This is a genomic window from Blautia sp. 1001283B150304_161114_C9, from assembly GCF_015668165.1.
Taxonomy (GTDB): Bacteria; Bacillota; Clostridia; order Lachnospirales; family Lachnospiraceae; genus Blautia_A; species Blautia_A wexlerae.
In genome coordinates this window covers 52,506-78,535 of the sequence record NZ_JADPGO010000004.1, presented here as the reverse complement: position 1 = coordinate 78,535, position 26,030 = coordinate 52,506, and the positions used below count along the sequence as shown (strand labels likewise).

General features: G+C 43.2%; 22 protein-coding genes and 2 pseudogenes. 19 read left to right on the top strand and 5 right to left on the bottom strand.

Going from position 1 to position 26,030, the window contains the following annotated elements; genetic code table 11:
• Positions 1–131: 131 nt before the first annotated feature.
• The 19 genes and pseudogenes from I4V44_RS03270 to tnpA all read left to right on the top strand — a co-directional run bounded on the left by I4V44_RS03270 (position 132) and on the right by tnpA (position 19,505).
• Positions 132–641, top strand: coding sequence for a sigma-70 family RNA polymerase sigma factor (locus tag I4V44_RS03270; RefSeq protein ID WP_105116765.1), 510 nt, complete (start codon positions 132–134; stop codon positions 639–641).
• Between the two features lie 94 nt (positions 642–735).
• The gene (locus I4V44_RS03265; RefSeq protein ID WP_000323895.1) at positions 736–1,161 is read left to right on the top strand and encodes a sigma-70 family RNA polymerase sigma factor; all 426 of its coding nucleotides are present in this window, start codon (positions 736–738) and stop codon (positions 1,159–1,161) included.
• A gap of 83 nt (positions 1,162–1,244) precedes the next feature.
• Positions 1,245–1,719: pseudogene (locus tag I4V44_RS03260) on the top strand (RNA polymerase sigma factor).
• A 154-nt stretch (positions 1,720–1,873) separates the two neighbouring features.
• Positions 1,874–2,908: an AAA family ATPase gene (locus I4V44_RS03255; protein WP_118758781.1), complete on the top strand. Its 1,035-nt coding sequence runs from the start codon at positions 1,874–1,876 to the stop codon at positions 2,906–2,908.
• Between the two features lie 518 nt (positions 2,909–3,426).
• Positions 3,427–4,392: a MobV family relaxase gene (gene mobV, locus I4V44_RS03250; RefSeq protein WP_001820668.1), complete on the top strand. Its 966-nt coding sequence runs from the start codon at positions 3,427–3,429 to the stop codon at positions 4,390–4,392.
• A gap of 8 nt (positions 4,393–4,400) precedes the next feature.
• Positions 4,401–5,255, top strand: a complete 855-nt coding sequence (locus I4V44_RS03245) for a ParB/RepB/Spo0J family partition protein (protein WP_000743700.1) — start codon at positions 4,401–4,403, stop codon at positions 5,253–5,255.
• 45 nt (positions 5,256–5,300) lie between these two features.
• Positions 5,301–5,531: a YdbC family protein gene (locus I4V44_RS03240; protein WP_001206986.1), complete on the top strand. Its 231-nt coding sequence runs from the start codon at positions 5,301–5,303 to the stop codon at positions 5,529–5,531.
• A gap of 71 nt (positions 5,532–5,602) precedes the next feature.
• Positions 5,603–5,794 (top strand): hypothetical protein, encoded by a 192-nt coding sequence (locus I4V44_RS03235; RefSeq protein ID WP_001820669.1) that lies wholly within the window; start codon positions 5,603–5,605, stop codon positions 5,792–5,794.
• Between the two features lie 54 nt (positions 5,795–5,848).
• Positions 5,849–7,705, top strand: coding sequence for a recombinase family protein (locus I4V44_RS03230; RefSeq protein WP_001820670.1), 1,857 nt, complete (start codon positions 5,849–5,851; stop codon positions 7,703–7,705).
• A gap of 142 nt (positions 7,706–7,847) precedes the next feature.
• A complete protein-coding gene (locus I4V44_RS03225; RefSeq protein WP_330610577.1) occupies positions 7,848–8,729 on the top strand; it encodes a hypothetical protein in 882 nt (293 codons plus the stop codon).
• Positions 8,730–8,741: 12 nt separating this feature from the next.
• Positions 8,742–9,614, top strand: coding sequence for a DUF6674 family protein (locus I4V44_RS03220; RefSeq protein ID WP_196002322.1), 873 nt, complete (start codon positions 8,742–8,744; stop codon positions 9,612–9,614).
• Between the two features lie 23 nt (positions 9,615–9,637).
• Complete coding sequence (locus I4V44_RS03215) at positions 9,638–12,919, top strand: DUF3849 domain-containing protein (RefSeq protein WP_196002321.1); 3,282 nt, start codon at positions 9,638–9,640, stop codon at positions 12,917–12,919.
• A gap of 113 nt (positions 12,920–13,032) precedes the next feature.
• Complete coding sequence (locus I4V44_RS03210) at positions 13,033–13,818, top strand: class B sortase (RefSeq protein WP_196002320.1); 786 nt, start codon at positions 13,033–13,035, stop codon at positions 13,816–13,818.
• A 202-nt stretch (positions 13,819–14,020) separates the two neighbouring features.
• Positions 14,021–14,158, top strand: coding sequence for a helix-turn-helix domain-containing protein (locus I4V44_RS03205; protein ID WP_330610575.1), 138 nt, complete (start codon positions 14,021–14,023; stop codon positions 14,156–14,158).
• A 208-nt stretch (positions 14,159–14,366) separates the two neighbouring features.
• Positions 14,367–15,056, top strand: a pseudogene (locus I4V44_RS03200) (response regulator transcription factor).
• On the top strand, positions 15,053–16,084 hold the full coding sequence (locus I4V44_RS03195; protein WP_118004665.1) for a sensor histidine kinase: 1,032 nt from the start codon (positions 15,053–15,055) through the stop codon (positions 16,082–16,084). The pseudogene I4V44_RS03200 and the gene I4V44_RS03195 overlap by 4 nt, the downstream one beginning before the upstream one ends.
• 151 nt (positions 16,085–16,235) lie before the next feature.
• A complete protein-coding gene (locus I4V44_RS03190) occupies positions 16,236–16,901 on the top strand; it encodes an ABC transporter ATP-binding protein (RefSeq protein ID WP_117825499.1) in 666 nt (221 codons plus the stop codon).
• Between the two features lie 14 nt (positions 16,902–16,915).
• Positions 16,916–18,730 carry an ABC transporter permease gene (locus tag I4V44_RS03185; RefSeq protein ID WP_118004623.1) on the top strand — a complete coding sequence of 605 codons (1,815 nt, stop codon included), beginning with the start codon at positions 16,916–16,918 and terminating at the stop codon, positions 18,728–18,730.
• 319 nt (positions 18,731–19,049) lie between these two features.
• Positions 19,050–19,505 (top strand): IS200/IS605 family transposase, encoded by a 456-nt coding sequence (gene tnpA / locus I4V44_RS03180; RefSeq protein WP_016438399.1) that lies wholly within the window; start codon positions 19,050–19,052, stop codon positions 19,503–19,505.
• Between the two features lie 156 nt (positions 19,506–19,661).
• Here tnpA and I4V44_RS03175 read toward each other — a convergent pair whose 3' ends face one another.
• The 5 genes from I4V44_RS03175 to I4V44_RS03155 form a co-directional block, all read right to left on the bottom strand.
• Positions 19,662–21,083 carry a relaxase/mobilization nuclease domain-containing protein gene (locus I4V44_RS03175; protein WP_196002319.1) on the bottom strand — a complete coding sequence of 474 codons (1,422 nt, stop codon included), beginning with the start codon at positions 21,081–21,083 and terminating at the stop codon, positions 19,662–19,664.
• The gene (locus I4V44_RS03170) at positions 21,032–21,373 is read right to left on the bottom strand and encodes a plasmid mobilization protein (RefSeq protein WP_196002318.1); all 342 of its coding nucleotides are present in this window, start codon (positions 21,371–21,373) and stop codon (positions 21,032–21,034) included. The genes I4V44_RS03175 and I4V44_RS03170 overlap by 52 nt, the downstream gene beginning before the upstream one ends.
• Before the next feature lie 401 nt (positions 21,374–21,774).
• Positions 21,775–22,377, bottom strand: a complete 603-nt coding sequence (locus I4V44_RS03165; protein ID WP_207744220.1) for a response regulator transcription factor — start codon at positions 22,375–22,377, stop codon at positions 21,775–21,777.
• Positions 22,355–23,926, bottom strand: coding sequence for an ATP-binding protein (locus I4V44_RS03160; RefSeq protein WP_196002316.1), 1,572 nt, complete (start codon positions 23,924–23,926; stop codon positions 22,355–22,357). The genes I4V44_RS03165 and I4V44_RS03160 overlap by 23 nt, the downstream gene beginning before the upstream one ends.
• A 119-nt stretch (positions 23,927–24,045) precedes the next feature.
• On the bottom strand, positions 24,046–26,019 hold the full coding sequence (locus I4V44_RS03155) for an ABC transporter permease (protein ID WP_196002315.1): 1,974 nt from the start codon (positions 26,017–26,019) through the stop codon (positions 24,046–24,048).
• Positions 26,020–26,030 lie beyond the last annotated feature (11 nt).

Here is a 26,030-nt window from a genome sequence, read left to right as displayed (position 1 = left end):
GCCTTTGCGGTTTTTCTTTTGTCGATTTTTGTTGGAAAGTGCCGTAGGGCTGTTTCTGATATGCGGTGTCGTTCTCCGCCTCTCCATCTGGATTTTTTACATTTCAAAAATTCAGATGGGAGGTATTTATGGTGAAATATGCACCAAGAAAGGTATATATCAGAGAAAGTGGCGGCTATGTGGAATTATCCTACACGGAGTTCTGCCGTTGCAGGGAATCCGACCAGACCTATATGGACAAGCTGTTTATCCCCATTCAAGGCTGTCTGCTTGAAGTCGTGAGGGAGCAATACACAGACTTCTACCGTGACAAGGAACGGTGGCGTTATCTGCAAAAATTAGATACAAAGAATAGACTGCTATCTCTCGACGGATTTACGGACAGCGAGGGGAATCCTCTGGACTTTATCACTGATGAAGCGGTGGACATTGCAGAAACCGTTGTCAATGCGGTCATGGTGGACAGGCTGAAAGCCGCCCTGCCTTTGCTGTCGGATAGTGAACAGGAGCTGATACAGGCAATCTTTTTTGACGGACTTTCCGAGCGTGAAGTCGGGGCGAGGTTGGGCATAACCCAGAGCGTTGTAAACAAACGCAAAGCCAGAATCCTAATAAAACTAAGAAAGATAATAGAAAATTAAAATTTAAGGCGTTCAGCCCCCTTGTTTTTTCCTTTGGGAAGATGAGGGGGCTTTTCTCTGCCCTCTCAATCAATTCTGATTGGAGGAAGTAAGAATGGCATACAACCACGGACGGGAGGACAGGAAATGGCGTATCTGGAAAGAAGCGGAGGAAAAGCTGCTGCGTGAGTGCGGCGTTGATGAAGCGACCATTGAGCAGATACGCATGGCGGACAGGGCAGACTTCAATTCCAACAGGCGGTTTTACCGATGGACGAATGACGTTGCGGAATATCTTGAGGACATGGCAGGCAGGGAGCGGCAGGCGGAAGTGGGTACGGTTGCGGAGTTACTGGAAGAGATTGAGAGCGAAAATCTCTATCAAGTATTAGTCACGGTGGACGGGCGTACCTTGAAAATCGTCCTGCTGAAAATGCAGGGGTATTCCACAAAGGAGATTGCCCCGCTTGTGCATTTGACGACTGGTGCCATCTATGCGAGGTTAGACCATCTGCGGAAGAAGCTGCGGAAAATTTTATAGCTTCTAAAACAGCCTGCCATCCTGCGGGCTACTGGGTGAGGGATGGAAATCCCCTCACTCATTTTTTGCAGGAGGACAACAGGATGGCATACAGGGTTAAGGCATACACGCTTCGGGAGGAATCCACGGAAAGCGGCACAAGGTATTTTATCAGCTTTAAGGACGGGCAGGGCAAATCCCACGAGTTGGAAGTGTCGGAACAGTTCTTTATGGAGTTTCGGCAGATGGAGCGCAGGAACAGGAATCTTTTCTAATGGGACGAGCGGCACAGGGAGTTTAACGAGGTATGGGACGAAACCCTTTACAGACGGGCGTTGCGTGTGCCTAAGAGCCTTGATGAACGCATGGTTGAGGAAGAACGGAATGAAACGCTCTATAAGGCGGTTGGGAGCCTTCCAGAGATACAAAGGCGGCGTTTCCTGCTCTACTACGAGTATGAGTTCAATTTTTACCAAATCGCCGCTATGGAGCATTGCACCGCTTCGGCAATACAGAAATCTGTTGCGATTGCAAAGGAGAAAGTAAAGGCGGAAATTGAAGAAATATCTCCAACCGTGACCGACACCGCCCGAAAAAGAAATCTGTTTTTTATTTGTGTGGGATTGGCGGCATTACATACTCTCACTTTTTTCCGTGGGAGTAAATCTATTTTTAAGGAGGTCAACGCCTATGTGCAACGAAAACAAAGACACCGCCCGAAAGGAGGAAAGCCATGCAGAAGTTACAGACAGTCAACGCCGAAACGCTCCTTTATGAACCGCTTGAGAAACCATCCTTTGTGGTGGACAGCCTTATCCCGACAGGCTTATCGCTGTTCTGCGGCTCACAGAAGATAGGCAAAAGCTGGCTCATGCTGAAGCTATGCTTATGCGTGTCGCAGGGAATCCCTTTATGGGATATGCCGACAATGGAGGGCGATGTGCTTTACCTCTGCCTTGAGGACACGTTCTGCCGCATACAGGACAGGTTATTTCGTTTGACGGACGAAGCAAGCGGGCGGCTCCACTTTGCCGTGGCAAGCTGCAAGCTGTCAGACGGTCTTATCGTGCAGCTTGAAGATTATCTGAAAGATTACCCAGACAGCAGGCTCATTGTCATTGATACCTTGCAGAAAGTCCGTACAGCTTCAAAAGACAATGCCTATGCAAGCGACTATGGGGACATCTCCCTCATCAAAGACTTTGCCGACAGGCACTCTCTGGCGGTCATTGTCGTACACCACATCCGAAAGCAGAATGACAGCGACGTGTTCAACAAGGTGTCTGGGACGACAGGATTAACGGGGAGTGCGGACGCTACCTTTGTTCTGGAAAAGGAGAAACGTGCGTCTGACACCGCCAAGCTGTATGTGACGGGCAGGGACACGCCTTATCAGGAATACACGCTGCGTTTCCGTGATTGCCGTTGGGAGCTTGTGGAGCGGAAAACGCAGGAGCAGCTTGCGAAAGAAACGATACCAGATGTCCTTTTTCGGTTGGTGGATTTTATGAGGGATAAGGAAGAATGGATAGGCACGGCAACGGAACTGTTAGCCGCTATGGGGGAAACGGAAACCATACCCACGGTGATTACGAAATGGCTGAATGAATACCGCACCACATTTTTAAGCGAGAACCGTATCTGCTACCAGTACAGCCGCAGGAAAGACGGCAGGCGGATTGCCCTTGCAAGGAGGGCGGGTGACAGCGGTGATGGTGGTGACAGCGATATTAGGATACCCCCCCCTGTTACTGTCATTGACGCTTAAAGCCATGTAAAGCTGGCGGCTCTGCCCTGCGGGTGACAGCAGTGACGGTGGTGACAGTGATTTTAGGATACCCTGCCGCTGTCATCCCTACGGGAGAACACCCCGTAAACGCAAAATGCAGGCGTGAGATTTACTCGCCCTTTTCGGTCGTGTAAAACCACCCCTGCGGTCAGAAAAATCATTCCGATTTTTCCGACTGCGTTTACAGGGTGTAACACACTACACTTTGCCCTGCAAAGTCGTGTGCCAGACGTTCCCTCTGGACTCCCTTAAGGCAGGGCTGTGCCCTGCTATCCTACGCCTTACGGCTTCGGATAAAAGAATGGCGGCATGACGGTGACGGCTCTTGCGAGGGGGGGTATCCCAAAAACACCGTCATCATCGACATGACCGTCATGCAGGGGGTGAGGGTGACAGTTGCGGCAGTCGGCAGGGGGTATCCCAAAACTGCTGTCACCACCGTCACCGCTGTCACCCCAAAGGACGGTCACCCGCCGAAAGAAAGGAGGAATCCGCCTATGCCTTATGCAATCCTGCGTTTCCAGAAACGAAAAGCGGGCGGCGTTGCGGCTTGTGAACGCCACAACGAGCGGAAGAAAGAAGCCTACAAAAGCAACCCAGATATAGATATGGAACGCTCTAAAAACAATTACCATCTCATAGCACCACCAAAGTACACCTACAAGAAAGAGATTAACCGCATGGTAGCCGAAGCGGGGTGCAGGACAAGGAAAGACAGCGTGATGATGGTGGAAACGCTCATCACAGCTTCACCAGAATTTATGAACCAGTTACCGCCCGAAGAACAAAAAGCGTATTTCCAGACGGCTCTTGACTTCATTTCGGAGCGTGTTGGAAAGCAGAATATCCTCTCCGCTGTCGTCCATATGGACGAGAGAACGCCCCATATGCACCTCTGCTTTGTGCCGATTACGCCAGACAATAAGCTGTCAGCGAAAGCTATCTTAGGCAACCAGAAATCATTATCCGAGTGGCAGACCGCCTACCATGAGCGGATGTCCTCACGGTGGAATCAGCTTGAACGGGGGCAGTCCTCAATGGAAACCAAGCGGAAACACGTCCCCACATGGCTCTATAAATTAGGCGGCAGGCTTGATAAACAGTATGAAGAAATCGTGTCTGCCCTATCCGACATCAACGCCTTTAACGCAGGGAAGAAAAGGGATAAAGCGTTAGATTTACTCTCTGCATGGCTGCCAGACGTGGAGAAATTCTCTAAGGAAATCGGGAAACAGCAGGCGTATATCGACAGTTTGAAAGAGAGAATTGGGCAGGAATCAGACTATGCGGGGCGTATGCGTGATGAAAAGTACGAGCAGGAACTAAAGGTGCAGAAAGCGAATCAGAAGATATTTGAATTGCAGAGAACCAACGAGCAGATGGGGCGGCTGCTGTCAAAAATACCGCCCGAAGTGTTGGAAGAATTGCAGAAAAATCATAGAAGCAGAGCGAAAGAAAGGTAGATATGTGAATGAAGAAACAGGATTTTAAGGTGTTAAAGACCAAAGACTTGTACCCGTTCCCCGACAATCCGTTTCATGTGGCAGAAGATGAAACACTGTCAGAGTTAGCGGAAAGCATCAAGGAATTTGGCATTGTCACGCCGATAATCACACGCCCGAAAGAGGACGGGGACGGTTATGAAGTGATTGCAGGACAGCGGCGTGTCCGTGCTTCTGAACTTGCAGGGATAAATACCGTGCCTGCGTTTGTCCTGCCCTTAGACCGTGACCGAGCCATCATCACCCTTGTAGACAGCAATTTGCAGCGTGAGAATATCCTGCCATCGGAGCGGGCGTTTGCTTACAAGATGAAATCCGAAGCCATGAAGCGGCAGGGTTTCCGCACAGACTTAACCTCGTCACAAGTTGTGACGAAGTTGCGGACGGACGACAAGGTGGCACAGGGCTTCGGCGTGGGCAGGATGACCGTGCAGCGTTTTATCCGCCTGACGGAACTGATACCGCCGATTTTGCAGATGGTGGACGAGGGGAAAATCGCCCTCACGCCTGCGGTGGAACTGTCCTTCTTGAAGAAAGACGAGCAGGAAAACCTCTTTGCCACGATGGAGAGCGAAGAAGCAACGCCCTCACTCTCACAGGCACAGCGGATGAAACAGTTAAGCCAGAGCGGGCGGCTTGACATGGATACGATATTTGCGATTATGACGGAGGAAAAGGGCAACCAGAAAGAAACCTTGAAAATCAACACAAGCAAGCTGAAAAAATACTTTCCGAAGAACACAACGCCGAAGCAGATGGAGGAAACCATCATCAAACTTTTGGAGCGTGAGTTGCAGAGGAAACGCAACCGTGACAGCCGCTAATCTTCTTTTTTCGGGAAGTAAATACAGAGAGTTGAGGTATGGAGAATGAGAGAAATCCAGTATGAAATCGTAAAGGAAATCGCAGTATTGTCTACGGGCGACAGTGGCTACACAAAGGAAATCAATCTCATTTCATGGAATGGGAAAGAGCCGAAGTATGACATCCGCAGCTTTTCCCCGAACCGTGAAAAGTGCGGCAAGGGAATCACGCTGAACGCTGATGAAGCGGCGGCACTCCTTAAAGCATTACAGAAAGAATTAAACAGCGAGGATTAATGGTATCTGATTGGCAGGGCGGGGACATTTCCAAACTCTTCCCTGCCCTGTCTGGAAAGGAAGATTTAAGTATGGGCGAGGATAAGAAAGCAGATAAAAAGAGAAAGCGTATCGTGCCAAAAGCACCAGTGCAGATGATAATCAGCCGTGAATATGTCGGCACACAGACCGTTACAGAAGCGTTTGTCCCGATTATCTCCGAGGATATTCGGAAGAAGATTGCCGAGGGCGACACCTTCGACAATGAGGGGCTGTCCGCTTAGAATGTACGCAATGGGACATGAAAACAGATAGGACAGATACGGAGGTTTTACAGTATGGCAGGAATCAAAGAAGAAAAGAAAATCTATTTAGTCGGCATTTATTGCCGCTTATCTAAAGACGATGGTACGGATAACGAGAGTGCGAGCATTGCGACACAGAAATCCATCCTCACGGATTATGTGAAAAAGCAGGGATGGCACATAGCAAAAACGTATGTGGACGATGGTTATTCTGGTACAAATTTCCAAAGACCAAGTTTCCAGAATATGATAAAAGACATTGAAAGCGGTCTGATAAACTGCGTGATTACGAAAGATTTATCCCGTCTGGGGAGAAACTATCTTGATTGTGGGTTATATCTGGAAGTTTTCTTCCCAGAGCATAACGTGAGGTATATAGCGGTCAATGACGGCGTAGATACCTTGAATAAATCTGCTATGGACATCACGCCTTTCCGCAACATTTTAAACGAAATGTATGCCGCTGACATATCTGTTAAGATAAAATCGGCATATCGGGCGAGGTTTCAACAGGGGAAATTCATGGGAACTACCGCCCCTTATGGCTATATCAAAGACCCTGCCGACCACAACCATCTGCTGATAGATGATAAAGTGGCACATGTTGTAAAAGAGATATTCGACCTTGCATTAAAAGGGAATGGAGTTGCCAAAATTTGCAGACATCTTAATAAACAGCATATCCTACGCCCTGCCGCTTATGCGGCGGAGCGTGGCGAAACAGGCTTTGAACGTCATTTTGAGGGGAACGAGGACAAACGCTATATTTGGAGTGGGAACAGCGTGAGGAGCATTTTAAGAAGCCCGATATATGCGGGAAATCTTGTAGGCTACAAACGGATTGCCGCCAATATGAAAAGCAAGAAACGCCCCTCTAAGCTGCCCGAAGAATGGGAAGTGATACCCAATACCCATGAGGGAATAGTCACGCAGGAGGAATTTGATATTGTCCAACAGCTTATTACAAGTCGTAGGCTTCCACAGAACAAGGGAGGATTTGTAAATATTTTTGCAGGCGTTATCAAGTGTGTGGACTGCGGATGTGCTCTGCGGGCAATGAACGTACACAGGAGGAAACGCCCAGAGATTATCGACTGTGTACAGTATTCATGTAATAATTATGCAAGAAACGGAAGAAGCGAGTGTAGTGCCCACAATATAGAAGCAAGGGATTTATTCAATGCCGTTCTTGCCGACATCAACTGTTTTGCGGATATGGCAGTGAATGATGAAAAGGCGGTCAGGGCCATAGAAAAGCGGCTCACGGAAACAGACCAGAGCAGGGCGAAAGCATTAGAGAAAGAACGTAAGAAGCTGAACAAACGCCTTGCGGAACTGGACAGGCTGTTTTCCTCTCTCTACGAGGATAAGGTCATGGAGCGTATTACCGAGCGGAATTTTGAGATGATGTCGGGGAAATACCAGAAAGAGCAGCTTGAAATTGAAGCAAGGCTGAAAGAGGTGACGGAAACTCTTAATGAAAGCTACGAGAAATCACGGGGAATCCGTGACTTCCTCGCCCTTATCCGAAATTATCAAGGCTTAAAAGAACTGGATGCAACAGTTATAAACGCACTCATAGACAAGATACTTGTTTCGGAGCGTGAGAAGATGGCAGACGGAACAGTGAAGCAGGAAATCAAGATTTACTATAAATTCATCGGCTTTGTCGATGAATTACATATCATACCTACAAAACGGTGGGCAGCAATGCCCGCTAAAAATTGTACGGTGTGCGGCGTTGAATATGTCCCGGGCTCTGGTGCATCAAGGTATTGTCCTGCTTGTGCCAAGAAGATACGGAGGGAGAAATCAAACGAGAGCAAACGCAGGAGCAGAGAACAGAAAAGGATAGCATGTATGAACTGTCCGCAAAAAATGACCGACTGATATTGAACAGCAGGAAGGACGTATTTTACGTCAGGGAAATGAAAATCCGAAAGTCCGCATTTTCCGCTATATCACAGAGGGAACATTTGATGCATACTCCTGGCAGCTTATTGAGAATAAACAGAAATTCATCGGGCAGATTATGACCAGTAAATCTCCGGTACGTTCCTGTGAGGATGTGGATGAAGCGGCGCTTTCCTATGCAGAAGTCAAGGCACTGGCTACGGGCAATCCCTACATAAAAGAAAAGATGGATCTGGACATTCAGGTATCAAAACTCAAGCTCTTAAAAGCGAACCATACCAGCCAGATTTACCGTCTGGAGGACAATATCGCAAAGAATTATCCGAAGAAAATCAGTGCGGCGAAAGAAATGATTGCTGCATATGAGATTGATCTGGCGCATTACAAAGAGGTGAAGCCTGCGGATAAGGAAAGCTTTGCGATGAAACTTGGAGAACGTATCTATACGGATAAAAAGGAAGCCGGAACTGCCCTGATTTCTTTCTGCAGACAGGTAAAAACACCCAATGTAGCAACACCAATCGGAGAGTATCTGGGGTTTAAAATGAGTGTTACGTTTGACAGCTTTTATCAGAAGTTCACGGTGAATTTAAAAGGTGCATTGAGCCATAACGTAGAAATCGGTACCGATGTCTTTGGTAATCTGACCCGTATCGGTAATGCACTGGATGCGATGGAAAAGGAACTGCAAAAGGAAAAAGAAGCGTTGAGTAATACCAAAAAGCAGCTTGAAAATGCAAAAGAAGAGGTAAAGAAACCTTTTGCACAGGAGTCGGAGCTGAATGAAAAGCTGGAACGGTTATCAGAATTAAATGCTCTTTTAAATATGGATGAAAAAGGAGCAGAGGATAGTCTGGAAGAGCAGGAGGCAGATGCACCTTTATCCGGAAAAGCGGATGCTCGTACCTCTATTATGGAAAAACTGGCACAGTTTAAAGAACAGAGCAGCCAGATGGGAATAGGAAATAACAAAAACAGAGAAAAAGCAGCGAGCTTATAGGAGGACTAAAAAATGCCATTGGAAAATGAAAAAATCGAAGTAGCGGAAGAAAAAGAAACAGAGATGCCAAACGTAGAGGAGTTATTAAAAATCCTGCTGGATGTGAATTTGGAGCAGAACCGGCAGACGGTTCACCTACTGATGAATTACATGAATGATATTGAGGAAAATTTCTTTTCCGTTCTGGAGGAACTGGATACGGTCAAGGCACAGCTTGCACAGGTACAGCAGACACCCCAGACAAAAGAGGTACGCCATACTTTGGCTGACCTGATGCAGAATCTGCAGGAACAGGCCAATCACCTGCAGGAGCAGATACATAGTATGAAGACCAGGCTGAATGAAAAGGCAGCACAGCTTGTTCAGAATTTTAAGGATCAGGGTGTGACTGCCTTAAATCATGTGTGTGAGTTCTTAGGGGTAAAGGAAAATCTTACCCAGATGCGGGAGTCATTACTGCAGAGTGCGAAAGAAATGCAGGGTTCGATGGATAAGATTGATCAGGTTGCCGGAGAACTGAGGGCAGCTACAACTCATGTTAAAAATGTGGGGAGAGCGATAGTCGGAAAAGAGGCACAGGAGGTAGCACAGCCAAAAGAGGGAGGATTTTTCTATCAGATGAAACGTCCTTATCGCGCCATGCAGGATTTCTGTCTGAAAAATGCAGGAAAGATTGAAAAGGACATCCATAAAATAGAAAATCTGGAGCAGAGAGTAGAGAAGATTGCGGATGGGAAAAAAGCAGCAGGTGTAGAAAAACTGCCAGATAAGCAGGAGAAGTCCTCCATCATGGAGAAACTGCAGTCTATGAAAGAAAAGCAGGCCGGACAGCAGAAAACAGCACCGATGGTGGAAACGGCAAAGAAACAGGAAGCGGCATTGTAGGGATAACCCGGAAAGGAGCAGATATGGGAAGATATGCAGAATTACAGAAAGCATGGGATGAAAACAGAGAGAAATTTCGCAGACTTAAGGAAGAAATGGAGAAAAATGAGGCTGCCTTCCGTAAAATTGACCAGGAGATGGAAGCAATGGAGCAGGAACCGATTAAAGACAGTGATGTGGTGGTTATGTTTTCCTCTCAGTTTGAAACGGATTATGTGGTATGTAAAATAACAGATCAGAGCCGGGAATGGGTAAAAGAACAGATGGAGACCATTGCCGGAATGGATGAGGATGCGCTGGGAGATTTCGATGTGGAAGAATATTTCAGAGATCAGGGCGCAGAGGTGATGTCGATATTGGCATCAAATGGAAAAGGAGATGATTACCCGGCTTTTTATGATTTCTGGTTTGATGTAGATGGAACAGAGGTAGTAGAAAGCACAGAACTTTCTATAGAAAAACAGGTAGAAAACCTGATTAATCGTATAGACTTTGGGGAACCTGTATTGAATGATTCGGAATGGAAACTACTCCACATGTATGCGGAGAAAACAGGAAATATGGAAGATACCTATAAGCTGGCACAGGAGCTTCGGGATACGCTTCATCATCCGGATTTTCGTGTCCATGAGCAGGTGATTGAAAATGCAAGAAAGGAACTGGAGGCACCTGTTTTCTTAAATGAGAAAGAAAAAGAATTGTTTACCGGAGAGACAGACCGTTTCGGTATTTATCAGTTAAAAGATGGTGAAGAGCTGCACTACCATCGTTTCGCCAGTCTGGATTTACTGGAAAAATCCGGTCTGCAGGTGGAAAAGGGAAACTACGAGCTGATTTATACAGCACCGCTTCAAAAAGGACAGACCCTGGATGATATTTTTGAGCAGTTTAACCTGTTTCGTCCGGAAGATTTTACCGGACATTCCCTGTCAGTCAGTGATATTGTACTGATTCATCAGAATGGGGAGAACCATGCTCAGTATGTAGATCGTTTTGGATTTCAAGAAGTATCGCAGTTTTTAGAGCAGCAACAGGATAGAACAGAGCAGAAAGCAGAGCATTCCTATATTGACCACTATTATGTAGTAGAGGATTTGCAGAAAGCCGGGCCGCTGGACATAAAGAAGTATGCAGACATAAAAGAAGCATTACAGGCGTACTTTGCACTGCCCAATGATAAGAGAAAAGCCTTTGGTATCCAGAACAGCAATCCGCTTCCGGGAAGTCTTGACTTTATCCACTGTTATAACGGCATAGACCGCATGATTTTCGATTACCGGGAGGTAGAAGGGTGGGATAATCCGGAGATACAATCCGTAGTAGAGCAGATTGATGTTGCGATTGATCTGCATGAGACACAGATTGCTTATGCGATTGGCGGACGGTATTTTACCATCCAGCATACGGATGAAGGATTTGATTATACCTTTTACAGCCGGAATTACCGGGAGTTGGACGGAGGAGTTTATGACAATACGGATTTAAACATAGAAGAAGCTATGAGTGAAATTTTGGAAGATGAGAACCTGGACTATGAGGATGGGGAGGTGTTGAACTATGAGTCATTCATGGAGCGTGTGGAAGAAGCAAACCGCATAGAGCCGCAGAAACTATCTGAGGAATACTTTTCGGTGTATGCCCACTCAGCGGCGTATGCCAGAGAACACGGGGAACTGGAACAGTATCGAATATCCAGAAACGAGAACATTGCCTGCAAAAATGCCATAGAAGCGGCTATCCGTGATAATTTTGACGGGATGCATCTGCAGCCGGATGCGGCAGAGGAAGTGCTTGACGGATATGGTATGGAGCGGGTTGTTTACGTTCTTTCCAGCAGCATCCGTCTGAAAGAGCAGGACGGACGCTTTTCACGGGAAAACAAGGAATGGGCAAAGACAATCCCGGTAGCGGAGGATATGGACAGTTGGGAGAGAAATAGAAATATAGATTTTCTGGTAGACAGCCATCCGGCGGTGTTGGATGGATTCGTCCATCTGGTGCGTCAGGAACAGGCACAGAGGGAAGCAAAGAAAGAAGTATTAAAGGTACCGCCTGTTTCTGATAAAACGGAACCAGAGAAAGCATTGAACCAGATGAGCCGGGCAGACATAGAGGAAACGGTATTGGCTTATGCACAAAGTATGGTGGATGATGCCGGGTATGATGTGAAAGTGACTGCAGCAAGGGTATATGGAAGCCGGACTGCGGATATTCAAAGGGAAGATTCTGATGTGGATGTGGTGATTGAATATCAGGGTGAAATCAGGGAAGATGTATTTTTTGATATGCTTCATGAGAATGGCTTATCCGTTGGAGGTATGATGGTAGACATCAATCCTATTACAGCAGAGAAGTCCGGAACTATTGAGGAATACTTAGCCAGAGCAAATCAATATCTGGAAGAAAAAGTGAAAAGTTTCCGGGAAACAGCATCTGATCAGCCAAAAGCAGAGGTGGTTACGGAACATCCGGTGCAGACATTGACATTTTATGTGGCGGAGTGTATGGAATTTCCGAGTCTTGGGGAATACCATGAAAATCTTACCTTTGAGGAAGCAGTGCGTTTGTATGAAGCGATTCCATCAGAAAGAATGAGTGCTGTAAAAGGCATTGGATTTACGCTGCATACGGAAGGAACTGAGCGTTATATGGACAGTGAGTTTGATCTGGTAAGTGGTAAGGCGATTGATGTGGATATGATCAACCATGTGCCGGAATTTCGGGATAGTCCGCTGGTACAGCAGGCAATCAAGGATGCCATTGCCCGTTTCCCGGAAATGGAAGTATGGGATAGGGAAACAAAAGCTTTGGAAAGCCAGAAAATAGCAGAAAATTATGACAAAGACTGCAGGGAGCTGGCTGTGGAAATCGATAAATTTTCAGAAGAGTATGATACTTATGAATATTGGGATGCGGTGGATGATAGAGAAGAAAATGTGAGCCAGATTTATTGTGATTTACAAAGCGGAGATGCAGGATATATCAGAGAATGGCTGCAGGGGGTCATTGATGAGGGGGAACCTGTAGAAGATGTAAAAGCAGCGAAAGCGTTTGTAAATCGTATAGATGATCTGGCGGAACGGAGAGAGAAAAATCCTTTGACAAAAGTGGAAGAACTGGAAGAGGTAAATTATAACCAGATTGACGGTGTTCTCAATAATATAAAACCGGAGAAGCAGGAAAAAACGGACACAAAGGGAATGTCTATCATGGAAAAGCTGGCATTGAATAAGGAACGTGTGGCACAGACTGACAAACCAGTGAGGGAACCAGAGAAGAAACCGGAAAGAAGCATGGATGAGTGAGAAAAAGTGATTTAAGTGAATAGAGGTATAGGCGGCAGAGAGTGCGTGAGGGCATTTTCTGCCGCCTTTTTCCATGAAAATGATACTGAAAATGGACATAAGGAGGAACTCATATGAAGAAAATAAGACATGGATTTCGTGCTTTGGGAATAATAGTGTGTCTTGCTGTCTGGATGTACTCTGCAGGCAGTGTTTATCGTTATCTGCAGGAAGCAGAAGAAAGCAGTGCTGAATTTGAATATCTGGAAAATTTAGTAGAGAACGAAAAGGCTTTGAATACAGAAGAAAGTGATGGGCAGATGGCGAATGAAAAAAATGAACAGGGGATACTGACGGAATATGCTGCTTTATTTGAACAGAATAATGATATGGCAGGCTGGATTACCATAGAGGGAACACCTGTTAATTATCCGGTCATGTTTACCCCGGATCAGCCGGATTTTTATTTGAAACATGGTTTTGATAAAGAATACAGTGCATATGGTGTACCATTTGTGGGAGAAAATTGTACGCTTTCGCCCAGGAGTGACAATCTTATTATTTATGGTCATCATATGAAAAATGGCACGATGTTCGCAGCACTGGCAGATTATGAAAATAAGGATTTTTACGAGAAGCATAAGGTGATCCAGTTTGATACGCTGACGGAGAATGGAAAATACGAGATTGCGGCAGTGTTTAAAACTACAGTATACGATACAAAGGGATTTGCATTTTATGAATTTGTGAATGCGGATAAGAATGAAAAGTTTGACGAATATGTGAGGAAGTGTAAGAGATTGTCCCTGTATGAAACCAATGTTATTCCGGAGTATGGGGATGATCTGCTGACATTAGTAACTTGCGAATATTCTGCCAGGAATGGAAGAATGGTGGTGGTAGCAAAGAAAATAGAATAGTCAATCTTGACATAGTATCACGTATACCATGTAGGCAATGTTAGGGGCAGGCTGAATCAGCCACTTATAGAAAACTTTCTGCAGCGAAGGGGGGACATGAGTAGGAGGTTTCCTGCTGGTTTACTTTTTCACAAGAAGTTAAAAGTAGCTCTATTGCTTTTCATGCCTCATTTTTTTATACTACTGTTAGGAGGTAAAGAACATGAAAGAAATCAATCTCGGCCACATTCTGATTGAAAACCGCCATAAGCGAGGAATTACACAGGACGAATTGGCCTCATATATAGGTGTTTCTAAAGCTGCTGTTTCAAAATGGGAAACAGGAGTTTCCCATAGTTAAAGATACCACACCAAATATGATGAACCCACGCTTATACACTACCAGCTATAATAAGCCGTAAGGACAGCAATTTGACACTGCTGTCCTTTCTTTTATAAAATTGCAGTACACAGAAAAAAGCTGTAAAATGGAAAATATATTTGTCCTTGTAACAATTCTCGGACATTTGCCTGTTATACTATCTGCAAAAAGAAAAGGAAGTGACAATATGAAGCAGATTTTAATTGTCGAAGACGATAATCTTTTGAATAAAACGCTTACTTATAATTTGGAATTGGACGGTTACACAATAACTTCTGTTCTGAATGCAAGGACAGCCGCTGAATCATTAAAAACAAACATTTTTGATTTGGTATTGCTGGATATAAATTTACCAGACGGAAATGGTTATGACCTATGCCGTCTTATCAAGCCAGAGCATCCTGATACAGTAGTTATATTTCTAACTGCCAACGATCAGGAAAGCGATCAGATACGAGGATATGAAGCTGGTGCAGTGGATTATATCACGAAACCTTTTTCGATTAGTGCTTTGTAGCGAAAGATCAAAGCCATGTTCGCTATGTTGGAACATCACAAACCAGCTAAGGATATTTACGAGGATGGTAGCCTGTTTCTGGATTTTTCGGAACAATTTGCAAGTTTGAACGGGAAACCATTAGCGCTTTCTGTGATGGAATATAAAATGCTGAACCTATTTCTTAAAAATCCGAAGCAGGTACTTACCCGCCAACAACTTTTGGAAAGGCTGTGGGACGTTGATGAAAAATATGTAGATGAACATACCCTTACTACTTCTATCAGCCGCATTCGCAGTAAGATTGAAGCGGATGGCGACACATATATCAAAACGGTTTACGGTATGGGTTATCAATGGACAGGAGGCGAAAAGAAATGAAACTGAATAACCTTTCTGCTAAGAAAATTTGTAGACTGATTAGTGCTGGCATGGTTTTCTCTATGCTGGTAATTACCGGTATTCTCGGCGGTATAATGCAGGATATACGAATTTTCATAGCAGGTGGAACATTGACACTCTGTGCATTTTTCTGGATTTGGCTATTGGTGCTGTTTTTTGGAAAACGCCTTTCTCATTTTACTTCTAATTTGTGCCGGACGCTGGACAACATGATTGATGGAAACGAGGAATTACAAAAGTCAAATGATAGTGAAACTCTTTTTGCCCGTATCAACCACCGCTTAATCCGGTTGTATGAGATTATGCAGGAAAACCGGCACAAGGTAGACATGGAACGACAGGAGCTTCAAATGCTGATTTCTGATATTTCGCATCAAGTCAAAACGCCTGTCAGCAATTTGCAAATGGTAACGGATACACTTTTAACAAAGCCTGTTTCAGAAGAAGAACGGATGGACTTTTTGCAAGGCATACGCAGTCAGACTGATAAACTGGATTTTCTGTTCCAAGCACTGGTTAAAACATCCCGGTTAGAAACCGGAGCAATACGATTAGAAAAGAAAGACAGCAGCTTATTCCATACGCTTGCACAAGCTATGAGCAGTATTGTATATGCCGCAGAGAAAAAAGAAATTGCTGTATCCGTGGATTGCCCGGAAAATTTGATAATCTCCCATGACAGCAAGTGGACAAGCGAAGCCCTTTTCAATCTGCTGGACAATGCGGTAAAGTACACACCGCCGGGAGGAAAGATTTCTGTATCGGTGGTTCTGTGGGAAATGTATGTAGAGGTCAAAGTTACCGACACCGGAAAGGGCATTTCTGAAAGCAATCAGGCATCCATCTTTCGGCGTTTCTACCGGGAGGAAGAAGTACATGAGCAACAGGGCGTGGGGATAGGTTTGTATTTAGCCCGTGAGATTGTGACAAGGCAGGGCGGCTATATCAAAGTCGTTTCAGAGCCGGGACACGGTTCAGAATTTTCTATTATGCTTCCTGTCAGGTAAGATACAGCCACTTTTTTTGAAATGTCCGAGCATTGTAACATTTCATCTCGATTTTCGATAAAAATTTTTCCTACCTCGGACATTTGTGTAACATTTGTGGTTTACAATGACTTCATCAACAGGTAGAAAGCCTTGAAAGGAGCATTTGAATATGAGCATTTTACAAACAATCGACTTAAAGAAGTATTATGGCACAGAACCAAACATCACTCGTGCCCTTGATGGTGTAAATTTTACTGTGGAACAGGGAGAATTTGTTGCCGTAGTTGGAACTTCCGGCAGCGGCAAGTCTACGTTACTCCACATGATGGGAGGACTTGATACCCCCACTTCCGGCAGCGTGATTGTACGGGGGGAAGAACTTGCGAAAAAAAATGATGATGAATTGACAATTTTCCGCCGTCGTAACATAGGGTTTATTTTCCAAAACTACAATCTGGTTCCGATTTTGAATGTATATGAAAACATCGTCCTGCCTGTGGAATTGGATGGTGATACCGTAGATAAGAAATTTATGGACGAAGTTGTGTATATGCTGGCTTTAGAAGATAAGCTGGAAAATATGCCAAACAATCTTTCAGGCGGTCAACAGCAGCGTGTAGCGATTGCACGAGCTTTAATTACAAAGCCGGCGATTGTCCTTGCTGACGAACCGACTGGAAATCTCGACAGCAAGACCAGTGCAGATGTGTTAGGGCTTTTGAAACGTACCAGCGGAGAATTTAATCAGACCATTGTAATGATTACTCACAATAACGAGATTGCCCAGCTCGCAGACCGCATTGTGCGGATTGAGGATGGCAAAATTGTAGGTTAAAGGAGGTGGGAATTATGAATTATCCTTTTGAAAATGATACAGAGAGAATAGAGAAAAGGATTGCTGAAAAGAGTGTATTCTCTGAAAAGAATAGGACATTTCTAATCAGAGTTATCATCTTGATTGCGGCATTTCTGTTGAGCTTTTCTGGTATTCTTTTGTGCAACGCAACGCTTAGTACGCAGCAGATCGCCCATGTAAATAATACAACTGAAGCAGTAGGAACTGTTTTAGGAATTGTTATTGTACTTCTTTGTACGGCAGGGCTGGCTGTCAAAAATATTCTTTATGTATCTGTACTGCAACGAGTACATGAATTTGCACAATTACGGGCAATCGGCGCAACATACCAGCAAATTAAATCAGTGGTCAAGAAAGAACGTGACAAAATAGCAAAACCTTGCATTGTATTGGGAACAGTCATCGGTTTTCTGGTAAACATAGTTTTACCACTTCATTTTTACTGGATACCAAGCATTGTATGTGCGGTAATCTCCGGCATATTTATTTGGATTATCACAGCTTTGGCTTTTCAAGCACCAGCGAAAATGGCTGCATCTACATCACCAATAGAAGCACAACATACACAGGCAACAAACTATTTTAGAAGTGTTGGGGCAAAGCGTAAACTTACGCCTATAAGAATCGGGTGGATGTATTGTAGAGCCAATAGAAAGAAAGCTGCCTATACATTTTTATCTCTCATTATGAGTGGGATTTTAATGTTCGGTGTTTTTTCAATATTGAATGCGATAAATCCCGAAAGACTTGCGTCACAACCTTATCAGGGAAATAGTGATGTATTTGTACTACTAAATTCAACGGCTGATGAAGAATCCACCTATGATTTAATGAAATCTACACCATTTACAGAAGAACAAAAGCAAAAATTGTATAACATTTCAGGTGTAAAAGATGTTTATGAATTGTATATGCTGGACGGCATTCTGACAAATTCCGAGGGGGAAAAATTTGAACTGTCCATTGAAAATGCTGTAAATCCAGAAACATTTAAAAATGAAATTGTTGAGGGTATGCAACCAAGTCATGAATTACAGAATGGAGCAATTCCTGTTGCTATCAATAGACAGTCTCCTTATTATCAGAAACTGAATATGCAGCTTCAAGTTGGAGATTATCTGCCGTATATCATAGATACAGGATATGGTCAAAAAGAAGTGGCGTTAGTTGTAAGCGGATTTGTAGAAAACAGCGATACCGGGCTTGTTATTTATACAAGTGGTGAAAATATGAAATCACTGTCAGAAATGAATTGTACGCTTGCATGGTATATTTGTTTGGATGATAACGGAAAAGACGTAGCAACAGAGATAATCAAAGAAATTTTTATAGATGACGACAGAGTTGATGTGTCTGTTTTGGCTGATGATGTTATGGCATTGGAAGATTACTTCCATAATGCGAAAGTCATCATTACAGTTTTGGTGGTGCTTATTAGTCTGTTTTCATTTATAAATATGCTGAATACCAGCATTACAAATGCAATTGCCAGAAGACACGACTATGCACTACTGGAAGCTACAGGTATGACAAAATTGCAGTTGCGAAAAGTACAGCAGTCGGAAAGTTTCATCTATCTGGTTGGAAGTTTTATAGGAAGCTGCATTTTAGGCATACCAATCGGATTGCTGCTTTGTACCCAAATATCAAAAATTCCCGGACTTTCATACTTTGAATATCACTTCCCAGTTCTTTTTGTGTTTTTATACCTTGCTGCGGTTGTGATGGTCTATCATGTAGTATCAGTATATCAAAAGAAATCTTTGCAACAGCACTCAATTATAGAGCGCATTAGAACGATAGGCTAAGTTTTAATAATCCGTCAGCTCCACAATTACATTACTCTGCTGATACAGCCAGTCCGTAAATTCTTTCGGGCTGGCTGTTCCTGTTATGGACTTTAGTCTGTTGAGTCCATTGGAGTTTTTCGTTGATCCGAAAAATGTAGATGGACGAAACAATTAACCACCCGCTATGTGGTGTGCTACCCGTCAAGAGAACAATGAAAAATAATAATTTTTTCTCCGTCAGCCTATTATGGGTGCGCGTCGATTGTTATACAAAAAAATTACCTTTCCGTGTACAATAAAGTTGTTCAGGCTATATTGTAGAAAGGAAAGGTAATTTATGGCGAAGAAAGAATATTCACTCGCACATACAAAATGGATGTGCAAATATCATATCGTCTTCACACCAAAGTATAGACGAAAAGTAATTTATAATCAATATAAAGCAGACATCCGAGATATTATAAAACAATTGTGCAGTTATAAAGGTGTTGAAATAATTGAAGGACATCTGATGCCAGATCATATTCATATGTTAGTAAGTATTCCACCGAAGATAAGCGTATCTTCATTTATGGGATATCTAAAAGGTAAAAGTGCACTTATGATATTTGACAAGCACGCAAACTTAAAATATAAGTTTGGAAATCGTCATTTCTGGGCAGAAGGATATTATGTTAGCACAGTAGGATTAAATGAAGCAACAATAAAAAAGTATATCCAGGAACAGGAAAAGCATGATATCGCAATGGATAAGTTAAGTGTAAAAGAATATGAAGACCCTTTTAAGGGTTAATGCTAAGTAGTAACAATGCCCCTTAAGGGGTAGCGACGAGTCAAGAGCAATATGGCTTGAACGGAGCTGTGGGAAGAATGTGAAAACAGAATTCCCATAGCCTAAAGAGAAAGCCAGCGCCTTGAGACGCTGGCCTAGTAACAAGGGCTTATAGCCCTAGAGCAAACCACCCGTTGGACGGGTGGTCATGATTTCCGGTGTTGTAGAATCAAGTGTTTTGTTTGTTTTCGGTGGTGTAATATCCAGATATTTTTCCATGTTCTGACGGATTAATTCCAGTTCCTTTATTTCTGTATTTGTGGTTTTATAATGACTGACAAGTTCTTTTTTCTTCGACAACATTTCATTATATCGTGTTTTTAAGTGGTTCAAATTCACATGCGCAGGGTCGATGCCTTTCCGCTGTAGCATACGTTCCGCACCGGAGAAAAGGATAATATGCGATTCATATTTTCTCAAAAATCTATCAGGATCTTTGGATTTCTTATAGCGGTCATTATAGGATTTATTTTCACGATATTGTTCCGCATATTTAATGATTTCGGCAAGTTCCTGCATTTGGTGTTCCAGTGAAACGATGGTGGTATTGGCGGATTTTTTTTGTTCCTGCAGAGATAAAATCTTGTTATCCAATTCAGCAAAATTGTGGATGTTTCGAGCAAGCATTTGATTGTATGTTTCAGAAGCAATCTGCAAATTTTCCTTTGCGGCCCACTTTTTCAAACCAATATTTTCAGCAAATTTGGGATCAGAAGCGGTATCAATAATACGTTTCCGTGTGTAGGGCATCGGAGTGTGCTGACGTTTATTTTCTATCCGTTCTTTGATCCGTTGTTTCGTAAAGTTTTTGCCCAGTGACTTAGCACTTCCACGGACAGGACGGTCTTTTCCAACAGGGCGGAAAGTAATATATTTTCCTCCGTTTTCAGAAATTTCTGTGCCCTTCATTTCATAGCCTTTGGCTTTCATTAAAGCAAGAAATTCCTCATAAGAGGAAACGGCTTTGATAGCTTGGTTAATATCTTTTCGTATCTGTGATTTCCACCCGGCATCATTTTTATTTGCAGTCCATTCATTATATTTCATGCCACGTTTTCCATCCGGCTCAATAACAGACAGACCATGTTCCTGGCATAATTGGTCACTGAGCTTTCGGATTTCCCAATAGCTTTGTTTGCAATCGTGATAATGCTTGTGTTCGATATTATCTACAGCACAGAAGATTAAATGATTATGTACATGACCTTTATCTATATGTGTGGTCAGTACATAAGAATACTTTCCCTGTAATAAGTTATCTGCTAATTCTTTTCCAATGGCATGAGCTTCTTTGTAAGAAACTTCTCCCGGCAGGAATGCCTGTATCAGATGAAATGCCTTGTTTTCTTTATCCTGACCGTCAGAAAAATTTTGTTCTGTGGTGTGGTCTAAAGTATATTTGAAATCAAGTGCAGCGGTTTCCGGGGCGCAGGCAAAAGATGAAATATAAATCTTTTCATCAGTTTTATCCGGATTACAGATGTATTCTATTGCTTTATCAACGGTTGTTTTAATACCATGGATTTTTGTGACTGCCATATCTGATCCATCAGCTCCTTTATATCTTCCATATCTTTTTTGTAAATGGTATTTGTTGTGTTTACCCGCTTGGCAATCTGATTGAGATTACCACTGATATTTCCCAGCAAGGCGTTCATTTCACGGATGTGGGAGTAATCCACATCATAGACAAATCCATATAGCACCAACTTCCGGAGAAAAGCAGATTTGCTTTTCATTTTGGAGAGCCGGAACTTTTCATCCAGGATGTATTGTTCATCATCACTCAGGTAAAATTGTACGGGGTGTTTTCGTGTACGTTCTGTCATTTTCCATTCCTCATTTCTTATGATTGTTTGCGATTCTCTAAAAATGGGTACAAAAAAACTGCTGTAACTTGTTCGGTTTACAACAGTTCGTATCATTTTTATTTGGTTGTTTGGACATACCTGTCCACTGCTTATTGTAGCAAAATGAAAAAAGAGGGTCAAGAGTAAGATGAAAAATCAAGAGGGTCAGGGATACTTCCCTGTGTCATTTTTCCACATTGTCCGGAAGGGCAGTAGTGGAAAATGAGCCGTTTGTCATGACAACGGCAGTGCTTGCTTCTTTTGATGTGCAGCCTGCGAAGCAGGGTGTGCGTGTTCCGATTGCTTAGGCAATCTGGGTGGAACACATAAAGGATAGAGGAAATGAGAGAGTGATGGTTTGCAAAAACATATATTTTCATTTATATGGGCGCAATATACCCTAACTGTATTGCTTTTGTTACTGCTTCTATCGTAGACCCCACCTGTAACTTTTCAAAAATATGTTGTAAGTGGTTTGATACGGTTCTTTCGCTGATAAAAAGCTGTTCAGCAATATCTTTACGTTTGGCACCTGTGGCAACCAATTCGAGGACTTTCTTTTCTCCCTCGGTCAGATCCTCGATAAAAACCTCCTCTCGTGGGAAGTGTGTTGCCCCATCGTTAACCATAAGCAAAATATGAAGAAGCTCGTCGGGTTCTACATCCTTACTAATAAACCCCTTTGCGCCAATCCGCTTTGCCTCTTTGCGGTAGACAGGAAGATTATAGCCAGATAATATGACAATTTTTTGTTCTGGGAAATGTTCCAATAAATGCTTTGTGAGCATTAGCCCGTCCTCGTCTGTCAGCCCGCCTAAGTTAATGTCAATCAACAGAATATCCGGCAGTTCTCCGGCAATCAGTTCTTCCAGATGTTGAATGTCTTTTGTACTGGAAAACTGTTCAATTTCCGGGAAGTCACATAAGGCAATGGAAAGGCTCTTTGCAAAAAGGGCATGGTCATCGACTAATAAAACTTTCATAGGAATCACCTCCGTTCATGGGCATGGAAATGGCAATCGTTGTTCCTCCACCAGCGGCTGGCTTGATATTCATAGTGCCGTTTAATAAGTTGACCTGTTCTCCGATAGAAGCAAGTCCTTGGTGTGTTCCGGTCTGATGGATAAATGGTTGGAAGCCCTTGCCATTATCCGTTACCTTTAGGGTAATACGCCCGTTTTCCTGTATCAACAAAACAGAAATGGTTGTTGCGGAAGAGTGTTTCAGTGCATTTGTTGTGAGTTCTTTTATCATGCGGTAGATCAACATATTGTACGGTTCTACGAGAAAAAAGTCAGCATCACAATCCAACCGAATTGTAACGGAATTATTTTCACTCAACGAATCAAGCAGGCTTTGAATGTTTTCTTTCAAAGTTAAACTTTTTATCAGAGTTGGATGATAGCTCTGCATCTGAAATCGGATGGAGGAATTTAATTCCGTTAAAGTATCAAGCAGCAACTGTTTCACTTCCAGCTGTTCTGCTTTGCGTATCATATTTTTGATAGAAAGCAGGTCTTGTAAAATATCGTCATGCAGATAGTTTGAAAAGTCTTTTTTGAGTTTTTCTTCTCTCTTAATTTGTTCCAATGAGTAGGCATAGAAGTGCTGACGATCTGCGGCGTTATTATAATCTGTTGGATGGCTGCAAATGCGCACATATAGAAGCACATTGTAAATAAGCATCAGTAACATTGCCATATGGATACTCATAAAAACTGCCATAAGAGGGATTTTGAAAAGGTATGCGATACCAATCAATCCCGCCAGCCCAACAGAAGCGAGAAATACAAGGTTGCCTCCAGATAGCGCCCAGAATTGTGCCTGTTTAGGACGATATTGAAATACAATACTATGGATACTGACAAAGGTAAGCATCACAGGAATATAGCTCCCCAGGTTTTCCAAATATGCAGCGTTTTTGAGAAACGCAATGATATAGCAGATAAACGGGAGGAATACCAGCACACTTGAAAAAAGTATTCGCTTCCATTGGCTTTTTGCTACAAACATGATCCGCTTTCTCTGCATGATGCCCACGATGATAAGGGTCACGGTTGAAAGAAGGACTTGCAGCTGATAGGCTGCAAAAAAAGCACGATCCGAAACAAAGAAGCAGAATACAGCTATGATACAGGAAGTTTTCAAAAAGGCAAGAAGCGGTTTTTGCCCTCGGTAAGCAGATTCTTGAAATAAGAATGCCTGTACAAAATAAATCGACTGATAGAAGCAAATAGGGAGCAACACCGTTGATACTATATCTGATATGGGACGGAAATCAAAAAGATACAGCAGGAATTGCCAGCCCAGCAATAATAATAGCAAGGAAAAGTGATTTAAGGTTTTGTTACCTTTTACGTTTTTATATGAAATATATTCCGCATCAAAAATCAGGAATGAAAGCAGCAGGAAATGAACAAAGGAATTTTGCTGTATAAAATCATTCTGTGCCGCCATAAATCCAAGATAGCAGATGATCGCAAACTGATTGAAAGCGAAGAATACCAGCCGGGAAAGGTATGCGTTTTTCATGTGTCCACCTCCGTTCTTTTTCATTGTACTGTTGTTTCTCTATAAGTTCAAGTTTGGTGATCTTAAATCTTTGTGAACAGCTAAACGGCTGGCACCCATTTGGATACCAGCCGCTATCCTTAATTCAAGGCAATCTTATAACAAGAATGTTTGGTCAACTGATAATAAATTGCATAGATAGCAGAAAATACTGCAATTGAAAACAGAACCGGAACCAATACAGCACTGCTTTTTCCAAGCAAGTCATCCATTAAAGCTGATTTGTAGCAGGTAATGGCAAAAATGCTATGCAGCAATCCTATCACATACGGAATGATATAGTATGTCTGGACTTGCCGCCTTACGGATTTCTTTATCATGCTTTCATTGTACCCCATCCGCTGCATAATTTTATAGTCGGATTTGTCATAGGAAACAGAGGATATATTTTGAAAATATAATATGCTTCCTGTTGCAATCAAGAAGATAACCGTTGCAAAACAAATCAGTAAAAAGGTAGAGCTGTTTTCCCGAATCAATTCATCCTGCCGCTGCCATGCAGACACAAGATATGGATTTTCCGGTATAGCTTCTTTTAGTGCCAGATATGCTTGTTCATTAGAACGCATATTTTCGCCATCAATGCTGACTACCCGGATTTTCTCTGGGCTCCTCTGGTTCAGAGCATGATACGCCGTATCGGAAACAACTAAAGTTCCAACGCTGTTTCCAAAGCTCAGAGCATTTTGCAGGCTGGTTTCCCGGACAGTAACCGTTGAAACATCGTTTCCTGCTACTGTCAATGTGTATTTGGCTCCAATATCGGCTTGCTCCGTATCCGGGCGGTATTTTATCAGAATACACTCATCGTCGGCAAGCTCCTGGAAGGGCAGCTCTTTTCCCTGTAATTGCATAACTGAAAAGTAGTCCGACTGACTCATACATTCAAATCCCGGAATGCGTCCTTTTTCTGCACTGATGTCATATTCTACCGGAAGATTTTCTGATGTTGCAGTTACTTTCAGCAATGTGGTTTCATGGCTTTGGTATGCTTCATTGCCGATTGCCTGATCCAGTGCATCTAAGGAGCGTTGCTTTTCCTCATCATCTGTAATTCGGAACTCCATAGCAGATGGAATAATCCGCTCCAAGGCTTCCAGCGGATACCACACGGATAATACCGTTGCTCCCAAAATTGCCAATGTTCCTGCTGATAATAAAATCAGTAGAATTAAAGACTTGGCATTGGAACGGATGCGGTGCATAAATTTAGGAACCACGATAATGGTATTTGCCCGATACAGAGAACTTTTCTTCTGCCGGATTTTCTGGCAGGCGTATGGCAAAAAAGAGTAAATAAAGAATATAGTTCCGGCAACCACCAGAAGCATTGTCAGCAACGCAATAGGGGAAAATCCGATGGTGTACCAAACAGATTTCCTTCCCCGCATCATATCAAGGGCAAGCCCATATCCGCAGAGCAGACAGGATAAGCCTATAAATGCAGTGATAAAATGAACTCGAATGGGTTTTTCCGTTTTCTTTTCCAGCCGTACTAAATCAAGCAGGGTGGACTTTTGAAGCAATCTTGCATTGGATAATGTCAATGTAATCAAAACCACAACAACAAAAGATAGGATTGACTTTACCGCTGCTGGATAAATCAAAGGGATTGCAGCCTGATCTATGGTAATTCCTAAAAGTGCGACGATTCCGGCGATAACTCCTTTGTGGAGGACACTGCCTGCCAGAATACCGAGAACCATACCGCCAAAACAAATAAAGATATTCTCAAAGGTCAATAGCCCCAACATTGCAGATTTTCGATACCCCAGCAGAGAATAAATTCCTAATTCTCTCATCCGTCTGCGCATGAAAAAATTGTTGGAGTAGAACATATAGAAAATAACAAAAGCCATAATGAATACCGCTACTGTTTGGCACATGGTTTCTACCCGACCATCCGAAGATATTTTTTCCATAATCACTTGGTTCATGGAAAAAGAGGTAAAGCAGAAGTAAATCATCAGGACAAAGGAAACGGAAAACAGGTACAGGGAATAGAAGGAAAAGTTCCGTTTCAGATTTTTTAAGGCAATGGCAGATAATTTCATGGAATCGCCCC

What these genes read in the sequence shown, in the direction of transcription:
- I4V44_RS03265 (WP_000323895.1), top strand. Translation starts at nt 736, where the DNA reads ATGGCATACAACCACGGACGGGAGGACAGGAAATGGCGTATCTGGAAA.
- I4V44_RS03255 (WP_118758781.1), top strand. Translation starts at nt 1,874, where the DNA reads ATGCAGAAGTTACAGACAGTCAACGCCGAAACGCTCCTTTATGAACCG.
- mobV (WP_001820668.1), top strand. Translation starts at nt 3,427, where the DNA reads ATGCCTTATGCAATCCTGCGTTTCCAGAAACGAAAAGCGGGCGGCGTT.
- I4V44_RS03245 (WP_000743700.1), top strand. Translation starts at nt 4,401, where the DNA reads ATGAAGAAACAGGATTTTAAGGTGTTAAAGACCAAAGACTTGTACCCG.
- I4V44_RS03240 (WP_001206986.1), top strand. Translation starts at nt 5,301, where the DNA reads ATGAGAGAAATCCAGTATGAAATCGTAAAGGAAATCGCAGTATTGTCT.
- I4V44_RS03235 (WP_001820669.1), top strand. Translation starts at nt 5,603, where the DNA reads ATGGGCGAGGATAAGAAAGCAGATAAAAAGAGAAAGCGTATCGTGCCA.
- I4V44_RS03230 (WP_001820670.1), top strand. Translation starts at nt 5,849, where the DNA reads ATGGCAGGAATCAAAGAAGAAAAGAAAATCTATTTAGTCGGCATTTAT.
- I4V44_RS03225 (WP_330610577.1), top strand. Translation starts at nt 7,848, where the DNA reads ATGACCAGTAAATCTCCGGTACGTTCCTGTGAGGATGTGGATGAAGCG.
- I4V44_RS03220 (WP_196002322.1), top strand. Translation starts at nt 8,742, where the DNA reads ATGCCATTGGAAAATGAAAAAATCGAAGTAGCGGAAGAAAAAGAAACA.
- I4V44_RS03215 (WP_196002321.1), top strand. Translation starts at nt 9,638, where the DNA reads ATGGGAAGATATGCAGAATTACAGAAAGCATGGGATGAAAACAGAGAG.
- I4V44_RS03210 (WP_196002320.1), top strand. Translation starts at nt 13,033, where the DNA reads ATGAAGAAAATAAGACATGGATTTCGTGCTTTGGGAATAATAGTGTGT.
- I4V44_RS03205 (WP_330610575.1), top strand. Translation starts at nt 14,021, where the DNA reads ATGAAAGAAATCAATCTCGGCCACATTCTGATTGAAAACCGCCATAAG.
- I4V44_RS03195 (WP_118004665.1), top strand. Translation starts at nt 15,053, where the DNA reads ATGAAACTGAATAACCTTTCTGCTAAGAAAATTTGTAGACTGATTAGT.
- I4V44_RS03190 (WP_117825499.1), top strand. Translation starts at nt 16,236, where the DNA reads ATGAGCATTTTACAAACAATCGACTTAAAGAAGTATTATGGCACAGAA.
- I4V44_RS03185 (WP_118004623.1), top strand. Translation starts at nt 16,916, where the DNA reads ATGAATTATCCTTTTGAAAATGATACAGAGAGAATAGAGAAAAGGATT.
- tnpA (WP_016438399.1), top strand. Translation starts at nt 19,050, where the DNA reads ATGGCGAAGAAAGAATATTCACTCGCACATACAAAATGGATGTGCAAA.
- I4V44_RS03175 (WP_196002319.1), bottom strand. Translation starts at nt 21,083, where the DNA reads ATGGCAGTCACAAAAATCCATGGTATTAAAACAACCGTTGATAAAGCA.
- I4V44_RS03170 (WP_196002318.1), bottom strand. Translation starts at nt 21,373, where the DNA reads ATGACAGAACGTACACGAAAACACCCCGTACAATTTTACCTGAGTGAT.
- I4V44_RS03165 (WP_207744220.1), bottom strand. Translation starts at nt 22,377, where the DNA reads ATGAAAGTTTTATTAGTCGATGACCATGCCCTTTTTGCAAAGAGCCTT.
- I4V44_RS03160 (WP_196002316.1), bottom strand. Translation starts at nt 23,926, where the DNA reads ATGAAAAACGCATACCTTTCCCGGCTGGTATTCTTCGCTTTCAATCAG.
- I4V44_RS03155 (WP_196002315.1), bottom strand. Translation starts at nt 26,019, where the DNA reads ATGAAATTATCTGCCATTGCCTTAAAAAATCTGAAACGGAACTTTTCC.